Annotated in this window: 7 protein-coding genes and 1 pseudogene; 5 read left to right on the forward strand and 3 right to left on the reverse strand. The window is 72.2% G+C overall.

Translation table 11 applies throughout. The annotated features are described in order from the left end of the window. Positions 1-288: pseudogene (locus H0E82_RS02240) on the forward strand (hypothetical protein); the annotation flags it as partial. Further along, positions 285-1,949: a BatD family protein gene (locus tag H0E82_RS02245; RefSeq protein ID WP_180543360.1), complete on the forward strand. Its 1,665-nt coding sequence runs from the start codon at positions 285-287 to the stop codon at positions 1,947-1,949. The pseudogene H0E82_RS02240 and the gene H0E82_RS02245, both read left to right, overlap by 4 nt. Positions 1,950-2,048: 99 nt before the next feature. Here H0E82_RS02245 and H0E82_RS02250 read toward each other — a convergent pair whose 3' ends face one another. After that, positions 2,049-2,609, reverse strand: coding sequence for a Dps family protein (locus H0E82_RS02250; RefSeq protein WP_180543361.1), 561 nt, complete (start codon positions 2,607-2,609; stop codon positions 2,049-2,051). Between the two features lie 104 nt (positions 2,610-2,713). Between H0E82_RS02250 and hrpA the strand changes: the two genes are divergently transcribed. Beyond that, complete coding sequence (gene hrpA, locus H0E82_RS02255; RefSeq protein WP_180543362.1) at positions 2,714-6,673, forward strand: ATP-dependent RNA helicase HrpA; 3,960 nt, start codon at positions 2,714-2,716, stop codon at positions 6,671-6,673. Here hrpA and H0E82_RS02260 read toward each other — a convergent pair. Then, positions 6,666-7,142, reverse strand: a complete 477-nt coding sequence (locus H0E82_RS02260; RefSeq protein ID WP_180543363.1) for a hypothetical protein — start codon at positions 7,140-7,142, stop codon at positions 6,666-6,668. The two genes, hrpA and H0E82_RS02260, sit on opposite strands and share 8 nt — an antisense overlap. A gap of 293 nt (positions 7,143-7,435) precedes the next feature. On the opposite strand from H0E82_RS02260, the gene H0E82_RS02265 reads away from it, so the two are divergent. Together H0E82_RS02265 and H0E82_RS02270 are read left to right on the forward strand one after the other, a co-directional pair. Next, entirely contained in the window at positions 7,436-9,601 is a 2,166-nt protein-coding gene (locus H0E82_RS02265; RefSeq protein ID WP_180543364.1) for a bifunctional (p)ppGpp synthetase/guanosine-3',5'-bis(diphosphate) 3'-pyrophosphohydrolase, read from the forward strand. A gap of 49 nt (positions 9,602-9,650) precedes the next feature. Further along, on the forward strand, positions 9,651-11,216 hold the full coding sequence (locus H0E82_RS02270) for a hypothetical protein (RefSeq protein WP_180543365.1): 1,566 nt from the start codon (positions 9,651-9,653) through the stop codon (positions 11,214-11,216). Here H0E82_RS02270 and H0E82_RS02275 read toward each other — a convergent pair. Then, positions 11,203-13,347 (reverse strand): glycosyltransferase, encoded by a 2,145-nt coding sequence (locus H0E82_RS02275; RefSeq protein WP_180543366.1) that lies wholly within the window; start codon positions 13,345-13,347, stop codon positions 11,203-11,205. The two genes, H0E82_RS02270 and H0E82_RS02275, sit on opposite strands and share 14 nt — an antisense overlap. Positions 13,348-13,459: the final 112 nt, after the last annotated feature.

The raw sequence follows: 13,459 nt of genomic DNA on the forward strand, positions 1-13,459 counted from the left end.
CGGCAGGGCACGGACGCCGGCGAGCCCGCGCCGGCGGATCCGGCCGCCCAGCGCGAGGCGGATGCCGAGCAACGCGCGCGCATGCAGGAGGCCCTCGACGCGGGCGGTGCCGATCGGCCGGAAGCGCAACCGCCGGGTGCCGGGGCCGCGGAGCCGGGACGCGAGGCCGACGAACGCCGGCAGGCCAATGAAGCCTGGCTGCGCCGCCTGCCCGACGATCCGGGCGGCCTGCTGCGGGCCAAGTTCCGGCTCGAACACGAGCGCCGGCGGCGGGAGGCCGGGCGATGAGCGGACCCAGGGCATTCCATGCGATCGCAATCTGGATCATCGGCTGTTGCCTGCTGGCGGTCGGTGTCGCCCAGGCACAGACGCGTGCATGGCTCGACCGCGACCGCATCGCGCTCGGCGAGTCCACGACCCTCAACGTCGAGACCGACGAGGCTTCAGCACCCGACTGGCGCCCGCTCGAACGGGAGTACGCGCTCAGCGGACATACCAGCCGGCGCCACGTGGACATCCAGGGCGGACGGCAGGTCGTGCGCACCCTGTACGGCGTCGCGCTGCGGCCACGCCGCGAGGGGCTGCTGGACGTACCGGCCGTGCCGGTCGGCGCTACTGCGACACCGGCGCTGCAGCTGAGCGTCGGGCCGGCCGCGATCAGCGCGGCCCGGGACGGCGCGGCGGTCTTCATCGAGGCCGAGGTCGATGCGCAGTCGCCGTACGTGCAGCAGGCCGTGGCCTATACGCTGCGGCTGCACTATGCGGTTTCGCTGGTGTCGGGCCAGCTGGAACAGCCACCGCCGCAAGGCGCCTCGCTGCAGCGCGTCGGCGACGACACGCAGTACACCCGTGACATCGGCGGTCAGCGCTACACCGTCGTCGAGCGGCGTTTTCTGCTCGTGCCCGAACGCAGCGGCACGCTGACGATCCCCGGCGCGCGGTTCACCGGGCGCGGGGTGCGTGGCGGCATGTTCGATGGACTGTTCAATCGCGGCCCGCGCGAATTGTCGGCCAATGGACCGCCCAGCCTGCTGTCGGTGCGCGCCGTGCCGGCGGCTGCCGGCCCGGCGTGGCTGCCGGTGCATGGGGTCGAGGTCCGCTGGCTCGATGCTCCCACGACGGCCCGCGTCGGCAGTGCCGCTGGCTTCGTGCTCGAGGCGGTCTTCGACGGTGCGGTCGGCACCCAGCTTCCCGACGTGACCCTGCGCGCGCCGGACAACGCGCAGGTACTCGCCGAGCCGCCGCAGTACGACGAGACCATCGACGCGGGCCGGCCGCGCGTCCGCCTCACCCGACGTTACGCCGTGGTGCCGCAGGCGGCCGGCGCGATGCGGGTCGAAGGGCCGTCCATCGCCTGGTGGGATGTCGGCTCCGGCGCCGCGCGTGTCGCCACGGCGCCCGCCGTGACGCTGGACGTGGCCGCGAACGCATCCGCGCTGGACGCACTGCCCGCGCCTGTCGATACGGCAGACATCGGCCCGCGTGCCGACATGGGCGGCACCTCCGGTGGCGACGGGTACTGGGCCTGGCTCACGGGCGGGTTCGCACTGCTCTGGCTGGCGACCGCCGGACTGGCGGCGTGGCTCTACCGGCGTGGCGCGCGACCGCGGACCGATGCGCCGGGGCGTGCGATGGGCGTCGGCGACTCGACCCGGACGTCCACCCGCGTGCTGCGCGACCTGCTCCGCGCAGGGGACCCCGCCGAGATCGAACGCGCGCTTCGCGCGCTGGTCCACCCGCCGGCGCCGGATCTCGACACCCTGCAACGCAGCGTCGCCGATCCCGTGCAGCGCGAGGCCCTGCAGGCCTGGCAGCACGCACGCTGGGGCGGCGGTGATCTCGGCGAGGCGCGCGCGCGCCTCCATTCGGCGTTCCGGCGCGGCGTCCGGCGTGAAGCGCGGACACGACCGCGGGCGGAGGATCTGGACCCGCTGTATCCGCACCGTTGACGTCTCGGGCCGCGAGGACCACGCCGCGCTGCGGCTCGCCGGCGCCCGGACACGACGACGCCCGGCGGACCGGGCGTCGCGAAGCCGTGGATCCGGTGCTTACTGCAGCAGCGAGCGCAGCATCCAGGCGTTCTTCTCGTGGGTCTGCAGGCGCTGGGTCAGCATGTCCTCGGTCGGGTCGTCATCGGCGTCGTCCGCGACTTCCAGCGCCTTGCGCGCGCTGCGGCAGACCGCCTCGTTGCCCACGACGAGCTGGCGCACCATCTCGCGCCAGTCGGGCGCTTTCTCGAGGCCCGGCTCCTCGCGGATCGACGACAGCGAGATGAACTCGGCGTACGAGCCCGGGGCGTTGTAGCCGAGCGCGCGGATCCGTTCGGCGATCTCGTCGAGCGCGTTCCACTGCTCGGTGTACTGGCCCTCGAACATCACGTGCAGGGCGTTGAACATCGGCCCGGTGACGTTCCAGTGGAAGTTGTGGGTCTTCAGATAGAGCGTGTAGGCGTCGGCCAGAAAGACCGAGAGGTGCTGGGCGACCGCCTTGCGATCCTCGTCGCTGATCCCGATATCGATGGCCGGTGCCGACGAATGCGCGTCCGGCGAGGCGACCGCAGGTGCGACGGGTGTCTCATCGTGCTTTTTGGACTTGCTGGACTTGCCCATGCGTGGCTCCGGTAGAGGGATGCGCCCACAATAGGAGTGCATCCGTTGTGGATATGTGACTTGGGAACGGTTCCGGCGTGACGCAGCATTCCAGCGACCCAGCGGTGAACGACGCGTCGACCGCATTGCGGCAGGCGCGTCGCGCGATCGATGCGGCCGGCACACGCGACCGGGGGCGCCTGCTCGGACTGCTCGGGCGCTGGTCGCGGGCACCGTCCGACGGCGCGGCACGGGCGGCATTCGAAGCGCGCCTCGCCGCCTCCCTCGACCAGCGGGCAGCCCGTGCGCAGCGCCTGCCGCGCGCCGAGGTCGATCCGGCCCTGCCGATCGCCGGCAAGGCGGACGAGATCGTCGAGTTGATCCAGGCCCACCAGGTGGTGGTGGTCGCGGGCGAGACGGGCTCGGGCAAGACCACACAGCTGCCGAAGCTGTGCCTCGCCGCAGGACGCGGCGCGGCCGGGATGATCGGCTGCACCCAGCCGCGCCGGATCGCCGCACGCACGGTCGCGCGGCGCGTCGCCGAGGAACTGCAGGTGCCGCTGGGCGGCGCGGTGGGTTACCAGGTCCGCTTCAACGACAACGTCGGTGACGCCACCGCGATCAAGTTCATGACCGACGGCATCCTGCTGGCGGAGATCGCGTCGGACCGCTGGCTGTCGGCCTACGACACGATCATCGTCGACGAGGCCCACGAGCGCAGTCTCAACATCGATTTTCTGCTCGGCTATCTGAAGCAGCTGTTGGGACGTCGCCCTGACCTGAAGCTGATCGTGACCTCCGCGACGATCGACACGGCCCGGTTCGCCGCGCACTTCGGTGGTGCGCCGGTGGTCGACGTGGAAGGCCGCGGTTACCCGGTGGAAGTGCGCTACCGCCCGCTGGAGGGCGAGGGTGACGCGGCGGGCGAGCGCAGCGTGCTCGACGGCATCGTGGCGGTCTGCGACGAGATCATGCGCGAGCGCGGCACCGGGGACACCCTCGTCTTCCTGCCCGGCGAGCGCGAGATCCGCGATGTCCACCAGGCACTTGAGCGGCGCAAGTACCGCCACACCGAGGTGTTGCCGCTGTACGCGCGGCTGTCGGCGAACGACCAGGACCGGGTGTTCAATCCAGGGCCGCAGCGACGCATCGTGCTCGCGACGAACGTCGCCGAAACATCGCTGACGGTGCCGCGCATCCATTACGTGGTCGATCCCGGGCTCGCGCGCGTCAAGCGGTACAGCCCGCGGCAGAAGCTCGACCGCCTGCACATCGAGCCGGTCAGCCAGGCCAGCGCCGACCAGCGCAAGGGCCGCTGCGGTCGCATCGCCCCGGGCACCTGCTACCGGGTGTTCTCCGAGGCCGACTTCGAATCGCGACCGGCCTACACGGATCCCGAGATCCGGCGCGCGGCGCTGGCCGGGGTGATCCTGCGCATGCTGTCACTGGGTCTGGGCGACATCGAGGCGTTTCCGTTCGTCGAACCGCCCGATCCGCGCGCGATCGCCGACGGCTGGCAACAGCTGACCGAGCTGGGTGCGGTCGACGCCCAGCGCGGGCTCACCGCCACCGGCCGCACGATGGCGAAGCTGCCGGTCGACGCCAAGCTCGCGCGCATGCTCGTCGCCGCACGCGAACACGGCTGCCTCGACGCGATGCTGGCGATCACGTCGTTCCTCGGCATCCAGGACCCGCGCGAACGGCCCGCCGACCAGCGCGGCGCGGCCGATGCCGCACACGCCCAGTTCGCGGATCCGAAATCCGAATTCGCCGGCATCGTGACCCTGTGGGAGGCCTATCGGCAGGCGCATGCCGATCTCACCCAGTCGCAGCTGCGCAAATGGTGCGACCGCAACTTCCTCGGGTTCTTGCGCATGCGCGAATGGCGTGAGCTGCATCGGCAGTTGCGCCTGCAGTGCGAAGACCTGGGCTGGACGATCGCGGCGTCCTCCGCGCCGCTGGAAGGCGACGCGCGGGCGGCCGCCCGCGCCGAGACGGCGGCCTACGTCGCGCTGCATCGGGCCCTGATGGCCGGGCTGCCCACCCAGATCGGCCACCGCGCCGATCCCGGCGGCGGCGGGCGGGTCTCCAGCCAGTACGAAGGCCCGCGCGGCCGGCGGTTCCAGCTGTTCCCGGGCTCGCCGCTGTCGAGGAAGCCGCCGCCGTGGGTGCTGTCGGCGACGCTGCTTGACACCGAGAAAGTGTGGGCCTTGACCAATGCTGCGATCGAGCCGGACTGGGTGATCCACGAGCTCGATCATCTGCTCGCGCGACGCCACCACGACCCGCGCTGGTCGCGCGGCCAGGGGCGGGTGATCGGCAGCGAGCAGATCAGCCTGTTCGGCCTGGTGCTGGCACCGAAGAAACCGGTCGATTACGGGCGGCTGTATCCGGAAGAGTCCCGCGCGCTGTTCCTGCGCGACGGCCTGGTGGCCGGCGAGATCAACACGCGCGCGACGTTCGTCGAACGCAACCTGCGCACGCTCGAGCGTGCCCGCGAGGAGGAGGCCAAGCAGCGGCGGGCGGGTCTCGTGGTCGACGAGGACTGGATGGCGCAGTGGTACGCACAGCGCCTGCCGGCCGACGTGCTGTCCGCGCAGGCCCTGGATGCGTGGTGGCGCAAGGCGCCCGAGGCGGCGCGACGCGCGCTGGAATGGAGCCGCGACGACCTGCTGGTCGCCGATGGCGTCGACGCGGAGCTGTTCCCCGCGTATCTGCCGCTCGGCGAGGCGAGGCTCGCGGTGAGCTACCGGTTCGAGCCGGGCGCCCCCGATGACGGCATGACCGTCTCGGTGCCCCTGCACCTGCTCAATGCGATCGATCCCGTCCGCCTGACCTGGCTTGCGCCGGGCTTCGTCGAGGACAAGGCCGCGGCGCTGATCCGCAGTCTGCCGAAGGCGCTGCGCCGCAACTTCGTGCCCGCCCCGGACTTCGCGCGCGCCTTCGCCCAGGCCTGGCGCGAGGGCGATGCCGACAGCGTGTCCGGGACGCTGGCGCGGTTTCTGAAGAAGCTCGGAGGCGTGGACATCGCCGCGCTGGATTTCGACGAGGCGGCGCTCGAGCCCCACCTTCGCGCGAATCTGCGGCTGGTGGACACCGGACGCGACCGCCGCGGCACGGTCGTGCTCGCCGAGTCGCGGGATCTCGACGACCTGCGCGCACGCTTCGGTGAACGGGCCGCGCAGGCCTTCGCCGCGCACGCCGCCGGCAGCCTGCAACGTCGGGTGCTGCACGCGTTTCCCGACACGCCGATCCCGCTTTCGATCCCCGGAGCCGGCGGCCTGCCGGCGTACCCGGCGCTGCAGGACGACGGCGACAGCGTCTCGCTCGCGGTGCACGCCGATGCACTCGAGGCCCGGCGCCTGCATCCGCAGGGTGTGCGCCGCCTCCTCGTATTGGCGCTGGCCGACCGTGTGCGCCAGGCACGCAAGCAGTTGCCGGTGGCCCCGAAGACCGCGCTGCTGTACGCGGCGATCGAGTCGACCGCGCCGCGATCGGGCAAGCCCGGCGATCGCCTGCGGGAGGATCTGGTCGACGGTGCGCTCGAGGCGCTGCTGGCCGAGGGCCTCGGTTCGATCCGCGACGCAGCCGCGTTCGGCGCGCACCGCGACGCGATCGGCAAGGCCCTGTTCGGCGAGGCCATGGCGCGCCTGCGTCAGGCGGAATCCATTCTCGAGCTGGTGGCCGAGATCCGGGGCCGCCTGGAATCGAAACTCATGGGCTGGGCGCGCGCCAATCTCGATGACATGCGGGCCCAGCTCGACGCCCTGGTGCCGCCCGGTTTTCTGCATACGGTGCCGGCGGCTGCGCTCGCCGAGTATCCGCGCTGGTTGCGCGCGCTGTCGCTGCGCGCCGAGCGCGGCCAACGGGATCCGTTGCGCGACCAGCAGCGGATGCTCGATGTCAAACCGTTCGTCGATGCACTGGCCGAGGCTGCCGCACGCGGACGTGGCGACGCACCCGACTGGCAGGCGCTGCGCTGGGACATCGAGGAGCTGCGGGTATCGCTGTTCGCGCAGGAGCTGGGCGCCAAGGGGGGCGTGTCGCCGAAGAAGCTCGCCGCCCGGGTGGCGGCGCTTACCTGACGCGTTCCACTTTGGCCCGCGTGTTGTAGGCGCCGACCCGCATCCACCAGCCGCCGAGGCGTGCCGGCCGGATCTCCACCGCCGGCGCCTGCAGGGTCACGCCGGGAAGCTGAGCGGCGTCGATCTGGCGCCAGACCTGGCCATTGGCCAGAGCGTACTCGCGGCCCTTCGCGAACCCCGAGAACGTGCCCGCCAGGGTGCTGTCGACCGGCGCTTCGGGTGCGCGGGCAGGGCGTAGGGATCCGCCGCGATCGGCGGGCGCCCCGTCGGTCTCGGCCTGCGCCGATGCGAGCTGCCGCGCGAACCAGGCGTCGAGCCTCGCCAGCTGCGCAGGGTCCAGGGTGTCAAGCCCGGTGGCGCGGAACTCCTCGGCGCTCATCCGCTGCTGCACGCGCTCCTGGGCGAGGGACGGAACTGCAGCGATGGACAACGCGGCGGCGAGAATCAGACCCGGGCGGATGGACGGCATGTGATGACTCCGAAGGGTGCCCGCGAGGGCGATGGAGGGAATGGAGCGGCAAGGGCGCATCGCAGGATCCAGCGTACGCGTTCGTCCTTCGCGCGATGGCTGTCGCCCGACCATGAGCCTGTGCATGCCCGACAGGCCGTCGATCACTGCGGCAGCGATCCCGGCGATGGGCGCGAACAGCCGAAACGAGCACGCGAGACGGCGACGCGCAGAATGCAGTGGACGATGCGCATGCCCTGTTCCTCGGGTCGGACCGGGGCTAGTGTAGACCGTCCATTGCCTGCGCCGATTCGATGACCGTGCATCCGGACCCCCTGCGCGACCGCTTGCTGGCGCTGCCCTCGCTGGCCGCGCCCGGCGCTGCGCTGAGGCGCGCGATCGAGGCGATGCCGGGCGAGATCGACGGCGCGGGTCCGACGGACGAGGCCGTGCTGGTGGATACGCTCGGTGCGCTGGCGCGACTGGGGAGCGATGCCGACGTGGCCGGCGCGGCGATCGCGGATGCGGTGCCCGCCTGGCGCGAACCGATGCAGGCGCAGTTGCCCGGGCTCGCGCCGTTGCTCGACGGTCTGCAGGCGGCGCGCAAGGTGTGGTCGCTGCATGCCGAGCACGGCGGCGCCGGCAACCCGGAAGGGCTGCGTCGTCTGCTGCTGGCTCTTGTGCGCGACCTGCGCGTCGTGCTGGTGCTGCTGGCCCGGCAACTGGCGCAGATGCGTGCCGCTGCCCATGGCGACCCGGACAGCCGGATGGCGCTGGCCCTGCTCACCCGCGACATCCATGCGCCTCTGGCCAACCGGCTGGGCATCTGGCAGCTCAAGTGGGAGCTCGAGGATCTGGCATTCCGCTATCTGCAGCCGGAGCTCTACCGGCGCATTGCCGGCCTGCTCGACGACACCCGCGCCGGCCGCGAGCGCTACGTCGAAACCGTACGCACCGCGCTGGACGAGGCCCTCGCGGCCCAAGGCCTGCGCGCCGAGGTCGCCGGGCGGCCGAAGCACATCTACAGTATCTGGCGGAAGATGCAGAAGAAGCAGGTGCCGATCGGCGAGCTCTACGATCTGCGCGCGGTGCGTATCCTGGTCGAGGACGTGCCGGCCTGCTACGCCGCGCTGGGCGTGGTCCACGCCCTGTGGACACCGGTGCCGGGCGAGTTCGACGACTACATCGCGCGGCCCAAGCACAACGATTACCGCTCCCTCCATACCGCGGTGCTGGGACCGGAGGGCAAGACCCTCGAGGTGCAGATCCGCACCCGCGACATGCACGAGGCCTCGGAACTGGGCGTGGCCGCCCACTGGCGCTACAAGGAGACGGGCGGGTCGCAGCGCGCATCGTCCGCCGGCAGCGCGGCCCTGGAACGACGGATCGAATGGATGCGCCGCCTGCTCGAAGCGCATGCCGATCCGGCGCGCAGCGACGGCGACGGCCTGGCCGACGCGCTGGGCACGGAACTGTCCGAGGACCGCGTCTTCGTGCTGACACCGAAAGGCGAGGTGATCGATCTGCCCCACGGCGCGACCCCGCTGGACTTCGCCTATCACGTGCACACGATGGTGGGACACCGGTGCCGCGGCGCCAAGGTCGACGGCCGCATCGTGCCGCTCGACTACGCGCTGCGCAGCGGCGAGCGTGTCGAGATCCTCACCGCGAAGACGCCGGCGCCGCGGCGCGACTGGCTGGTCGCGGCCAACGGCTTTCTGGCCAGTCCACGGTCGCGCGAGAAGGTGCGCTCGTGGTTCCACAAGCTCGACCGCGAGCGCAACGTCCAGGCCGGCCGCGAGCTGCTGGAGAAGGACCTGCGTCGGCTCGGCCTGTTGCAGGCCGATCTGGCTCCCGTGCTGGCCCGCTTCAACGCGGCGACGGCCGACGACCTGCACGTGCTGGTCGCGCTCGGCGACGTCGGGCCCAACCAGGTGGGGCGCGCGCTGCTGGAACTCGAGCGCGAACGCGCGGCGCCGAGTGAGGCCGCCGAGCCGACGCTCGCACTGCGGCGGCCACGGCGCGCACCGCGCGCCGGCGAGGCGGCTTTCCGGGTGGTCGGCGTCGACAACCTGCTGGTGCAGACCGCGCGTTGCTGCCGCCCGGTGCCGGGCGAGCCGATCGCCGGTTATCTGACCCGGGGTCGTGGAGTGACCGTCCACCGCCGCGACTGCGCCGCCTTTCTGCGTCTGTCGGCGGGCCAGCCGCAGCGGGTGCTCCCGGTGGAGTGGGGAGGAGCGGCCGGTGGACACGAGTCGGACATCCTGGTCGAGGCCGTCGACCGCAAGCACCTGCTGAAGGACCTCAGCAACCTGATCGCGCAGGAAGACGTGCACGTGCTGTCGATCCAGAGCGATCACCGGCCGCTGTCGCGCGTGCAGTTGCGGTTGCGGCTCCGCGTGGGCGATTACGGCCAGCTCGCCCGCCTGCTCGGCAAGCTCGACAGCCTGCCCGGGGTGGAGCGGGCGCAGCGCACGTGATGCGGGGCGGTGACGCCACCATTCATGCCGCGCTCCCATACTGCCCGGCGTGAACCGCGCCCGCCCCGAACCCGACGAGCCCGCCCCGCGCGTCGCGCGACCCGGCGACCGCGAACCGCTCGCCCGCCGCGCGTCGGCTGCGCGGCGCTGGCACCCGCACTGGCGCTGGATCCTCCTCGCGATCACCGTGCTGCTGGTGGGCCTGGTCCTGCTGGTGCGCCTGGTGGTCGTGGACCGGCTGTGGCCGGAGACGCGCGCGCAGGCGCTGCTCGACGATGCGGCGCTCGCGGTGCGCGAGGGCCGGCTCGACGCCGAGGACGGCAGCGGCGCGCGCCAGCTCTACGAGGCGGCGCAGGCGCTTGATCCCGACGACGTGCGTCCGCGCGCCGGGCTCGCCCAGGTCGCCGAGGCGGCGGTCGTTCAAGCCCGTTCGGCCAGTGCGGCAGGTCGCTTCGACGACGCCCACCGCCTGCTGCGCCTGGCGCGCGAACTCGCCGCGCCGCGCGATGCGGTCATCGCCGTCGCGACCGACCTGCGGCGCCGGGAGGCAGCGGGCGCCGGACTCGAGGACATCCTGCTCCAGGCCAGGGCGGCGCAGGCCGCCGGCAGGCTCGACGGCGACGGTGACACCGCGCTGTCGGGGTACCGGCGCATTCTCGAACTCGAGCCCGGTCATGCCGAGGCCCTGCGCGGTCGCGACGAGGTCCTGGCCACCGTGCTCGAAGCGGCGCGCGCCGCGCTGCGCGCAGGCGATCTGCAGGCGGCCGGCACACGCATCGCGTCCGCCCGTGTCCACGACCCGGGCCACGCCGACCTGCCCGATACCGAGGCGCGCCTGACCGAGGAACTCGACGCCCTGCGCCGACGGGCGACGGCCAGCATCGAGTCCGGGCAGCTCGAGCGCGGCGTGGCCCAATGGCGCACGCTGCTTGCGTTCGACCCGGACGACGCGGCCGCGCAGCGCGGTCTGGCCGACGCTGCCGCGGCGTACGCGCAGCGCGCCGAACGCCAGGCACGTGATTTCAATTTCGCCGAGGCCGATGCGCAGTTGCACGAGGCGCGCGCGCTGGCGCCCGACAGCGACGCGGTGCGCGCATCGGCCGAGCACGTCGAGCGCTCGCGTGTGCGCCATGCGCAGCTCGGCCCCCGTCTTCCGCTGGCGGAGCGCACGCGCCGCGTCGCCCGCCTGCTGGCGGACGCATCGGCTGCCGAGGCCCGGGGCGACCTGCTGTCGCCGCCGGGCGAAAGCGCCTACGACCGGTTGCGCGCCGCGCGCCTGCTCGCGCCCGACGATGCGGCCGTGGCGCGTGCCTCGGCGCGGCTGCTGCCGGCCGCGCAGCAGTGCTTCGACGCCGGCCTGCGCGCGAACAATCTGGCGCGTGCGCGCGACTGCATGGATGCGCGTGCCGCACTGGGCGACGACGCTGCGGCGCTGCGCGAATCGCGGCGGCGTCTCGCGCAGCGCTGGCTTGCGATCGGCGACGAGAGGCTGGGCGCCGGCAACATCTCCGGAGCCGGCGCGGCGCTCGCCACCGCCCGTGAGATCGATCCGGGCGTGCCGGGGCATGCGGAGTTCCAGCAGCGACTGCGGACCGCTTCGATCAGGACGGACTGAGCGGAAGCGGAGTCCCCACGCCAGGCGCGGGTCCGGCGTCCGCCGCGAACACGCGGGCTACGGTTCCGCGCGCGGCGTCTAGCGAGAAGTGGGTGCGCACGTTGGCGAGACCACCGGCGGCCAGCCGCGCCCACAGGGCCTCGTCCCGGTAGAGCCGTACCACCGCGTCGGCGAAGTCCGCGGGATCGTCCGCGATCAGCACGTCGTCGCCATCGTGCAGATGCATGCCTTCGGCGGCGCACGTGGTGGCCACCACCGGTTGGCCATGCGCCATGCTGAGGTTGACCTTGCCCTTCACCCCTGCGCCGAACCGAAGCGGGGCCAGGGCGATACGGCATCCGTCCATGTAGGGCGCGATGTCGGGTACGTGGCCGTGCACCTCCACGCCGTCGCGTCCGCCCAGCACGGCGATCCGCTCGGGCACGTCGCCGCCGATGCAATGCACCCGCACGTCCGGCAGATGCGAGCGGATCCGCGGAAAGATCGCTTCGACGAACCACGCCACTGCATCGGTATTGGGCGGATGCCGGAACCCGCCGACGAACACCAGATCGCGACGAGCCGAGAACGGCAGGCCGGGCCCGGCGATTTCGTGCAGGTTCGTCAGCACCTCCACCCGGGCGCCGGGCGCATCCCGCGCAAGAACCTCGGCTTCCGCATGGCTGACCACCAGGGTGGCGTCGCAGCGCTGCACCATATCGAGCTCCAGTGCCCGCGTCCGCTCCGCCGCGCGACGCATGGCGGGATCGTCCGCGATCTCCGCGCCACGAAGCTCGCGGACATAGTGCAGATCGATGCTGTCGAACAGCACGGCAGCCCCCGGCGCATGACGACGCACCAGCGGCAGGAACTCGCGCGCGATGTAGTGCCGGCACAGCATCACGTGGGAGAAACGCGGACCATTCGTCTGCATCCAGCGGGCCATGCCACCCACATAGGGCGCATGCCAGACCTCGACCCCCGACGCCTGCAGGGCCCGCGTCGATGCCCCGGCGTGGCGCCGGTCGGCCGGCAGGAACACCACGTGGATGCCGGAATCGCGGAGGAGGCGCATCAAGTTGACCAGGCGGAGCGAAGCCGAGTCGCGCGCGGGCACCGGGGTGAGGTTGTCGATCACCAGCACCTGGCGCACGCCGGGACGCGGGACCTCGCCCGCTTCAATCGGGTCGGCCGGACGCGTGCCCAGCGCCTCGTGCCAGCGCTCGGCAAAGCGGATGCGATTGTGCACCTGGGCGGCCTTCATGCCGCGGGTAAGGTCGGTGCCGGCACTCGCGCCCTCGACATGGACCACACGTGCGGCAGGCTGCACGAGCACGCGCAGGCCAGCTGCGCGGACCTTGAACGCCAGGTCGGTGTCCTCGTAATACGCCGGCGCGTAGTGCGGATCGAAGCCCCCCAGCCGATCGAACAGAGGACGTGGCAGCATCAGCGCCGCGCCGGACACGTAGTCGACGTCGGCACACCATCGCAGGCGCGGATGGTCCGGGTCGGCGAAGCGGCCACGGCTCTCGCCCCGGCCATCCCGTCGCAGCATGGTGCCCGATTCCTGCAGGCGCCCGTCGGGATAGAGCAGTTGTGCGCCGACGATTCCGGCGCGCGGCTGCTGCCCGAAGGTCGCATGCAGCGCGTCGAGCCAGCCCGGCTGCGGGATCGTGTCGTTGTTGAGGAAAAGGAGGTAGGCGCCGCGCGCCTGTGCGGCACCGGCGTTGCAGGCGCCGATGAAGCCCGCGTTACCCGGCATGGTATGGACGCGGAGGCCGCCGATGCGCGGCAGCACGTCAGGTGTCGCGTCCGCGCTCGCATCGTCCAGGACGATGATCTCGACCGCGGTGCCCGGCGGATGGGCCGCGATCGCACGCAGGCAGGCGAGGGTGTGCCCGAGCTGGCCATGTACCGGGATCACGACGCTGACCTCGGGCGCCTCGGCGCACGGCACCGTGAACGGCGCGAACGGCGTGTTATCCGCTGCGAGCAGCATCGTGCGCGCGCGCGGGGCGAACACGCCCAGCTGGGCACTGACGCGGTCCCAGGTGGCGCGCATGCCCCGGCTGCGCAGGCTGGCGAGGCCGCGACGTGCGAGACCGAACGCGCGCACGAACTGAAAACGCGCGTCCGCCAGCGAAAACGACATGCGTTGGAACTCCAGCTGACTGATCGGGTCGGGGCCAGGTCCGGCTCCAGAGCGCTGGGATAGACTGCCCGGCGCTATTGTGGCATCCACATCGACCCGCCGCCGCGGGCAG

Source organism: Luteimonas deserti, from assembly GCF_013425765.1.
In the GTDB taxonomy this organism is placed as follows: Bacteria; Pseudomonadota; Gammaproteobacteria; order Xanthomonadales; family Xanthomonadaceae; genus Luteimonas; species Luteimonas deserti.

What these genes read in the sequence shown, in the direction of transcription:
- H0E82_RS02245 (WP_180543360.1), top strand. Translation starts at nt 285, where the DNA reads ATGAGCGGACCCAGGGCATTCCATGCGATCGCAATCTGGATCATCGGC.
- H0E82_RS02250 (WP_180543361.1), bottom strand. Translation starts at nt 2,609, where the DNA reads ATGGGCAAGTCCAGCAAGTCCAAAAAGCACGATGAGACACCCGTCGCA.
- H0E82_RS02260 (WP_180543363.1), bottom strand. Translation starts at nt 7,142, where the DNA reads ATGCCGTCCATCCGCCCGGGTCTGATTCTCGCCGCCGCGTTGTCCATC.
- H0E82_RS02265 (WP_180543364.1), top strand. Translation starts at nt 7,436, where the DNA reads ATGACCGTGCATCCGGACCCCCTGCGCGACCGCTTGCTGGCGCTGCCC.
- H0E82_RS02275 (WP_180543366.1), bottom strand. Translation starts at nt 13,347, where the DNA reads ATGTCGTTTTCGCTGGCGGACGCGCGTTTTCAGTTCGTGCGCGCGTTC.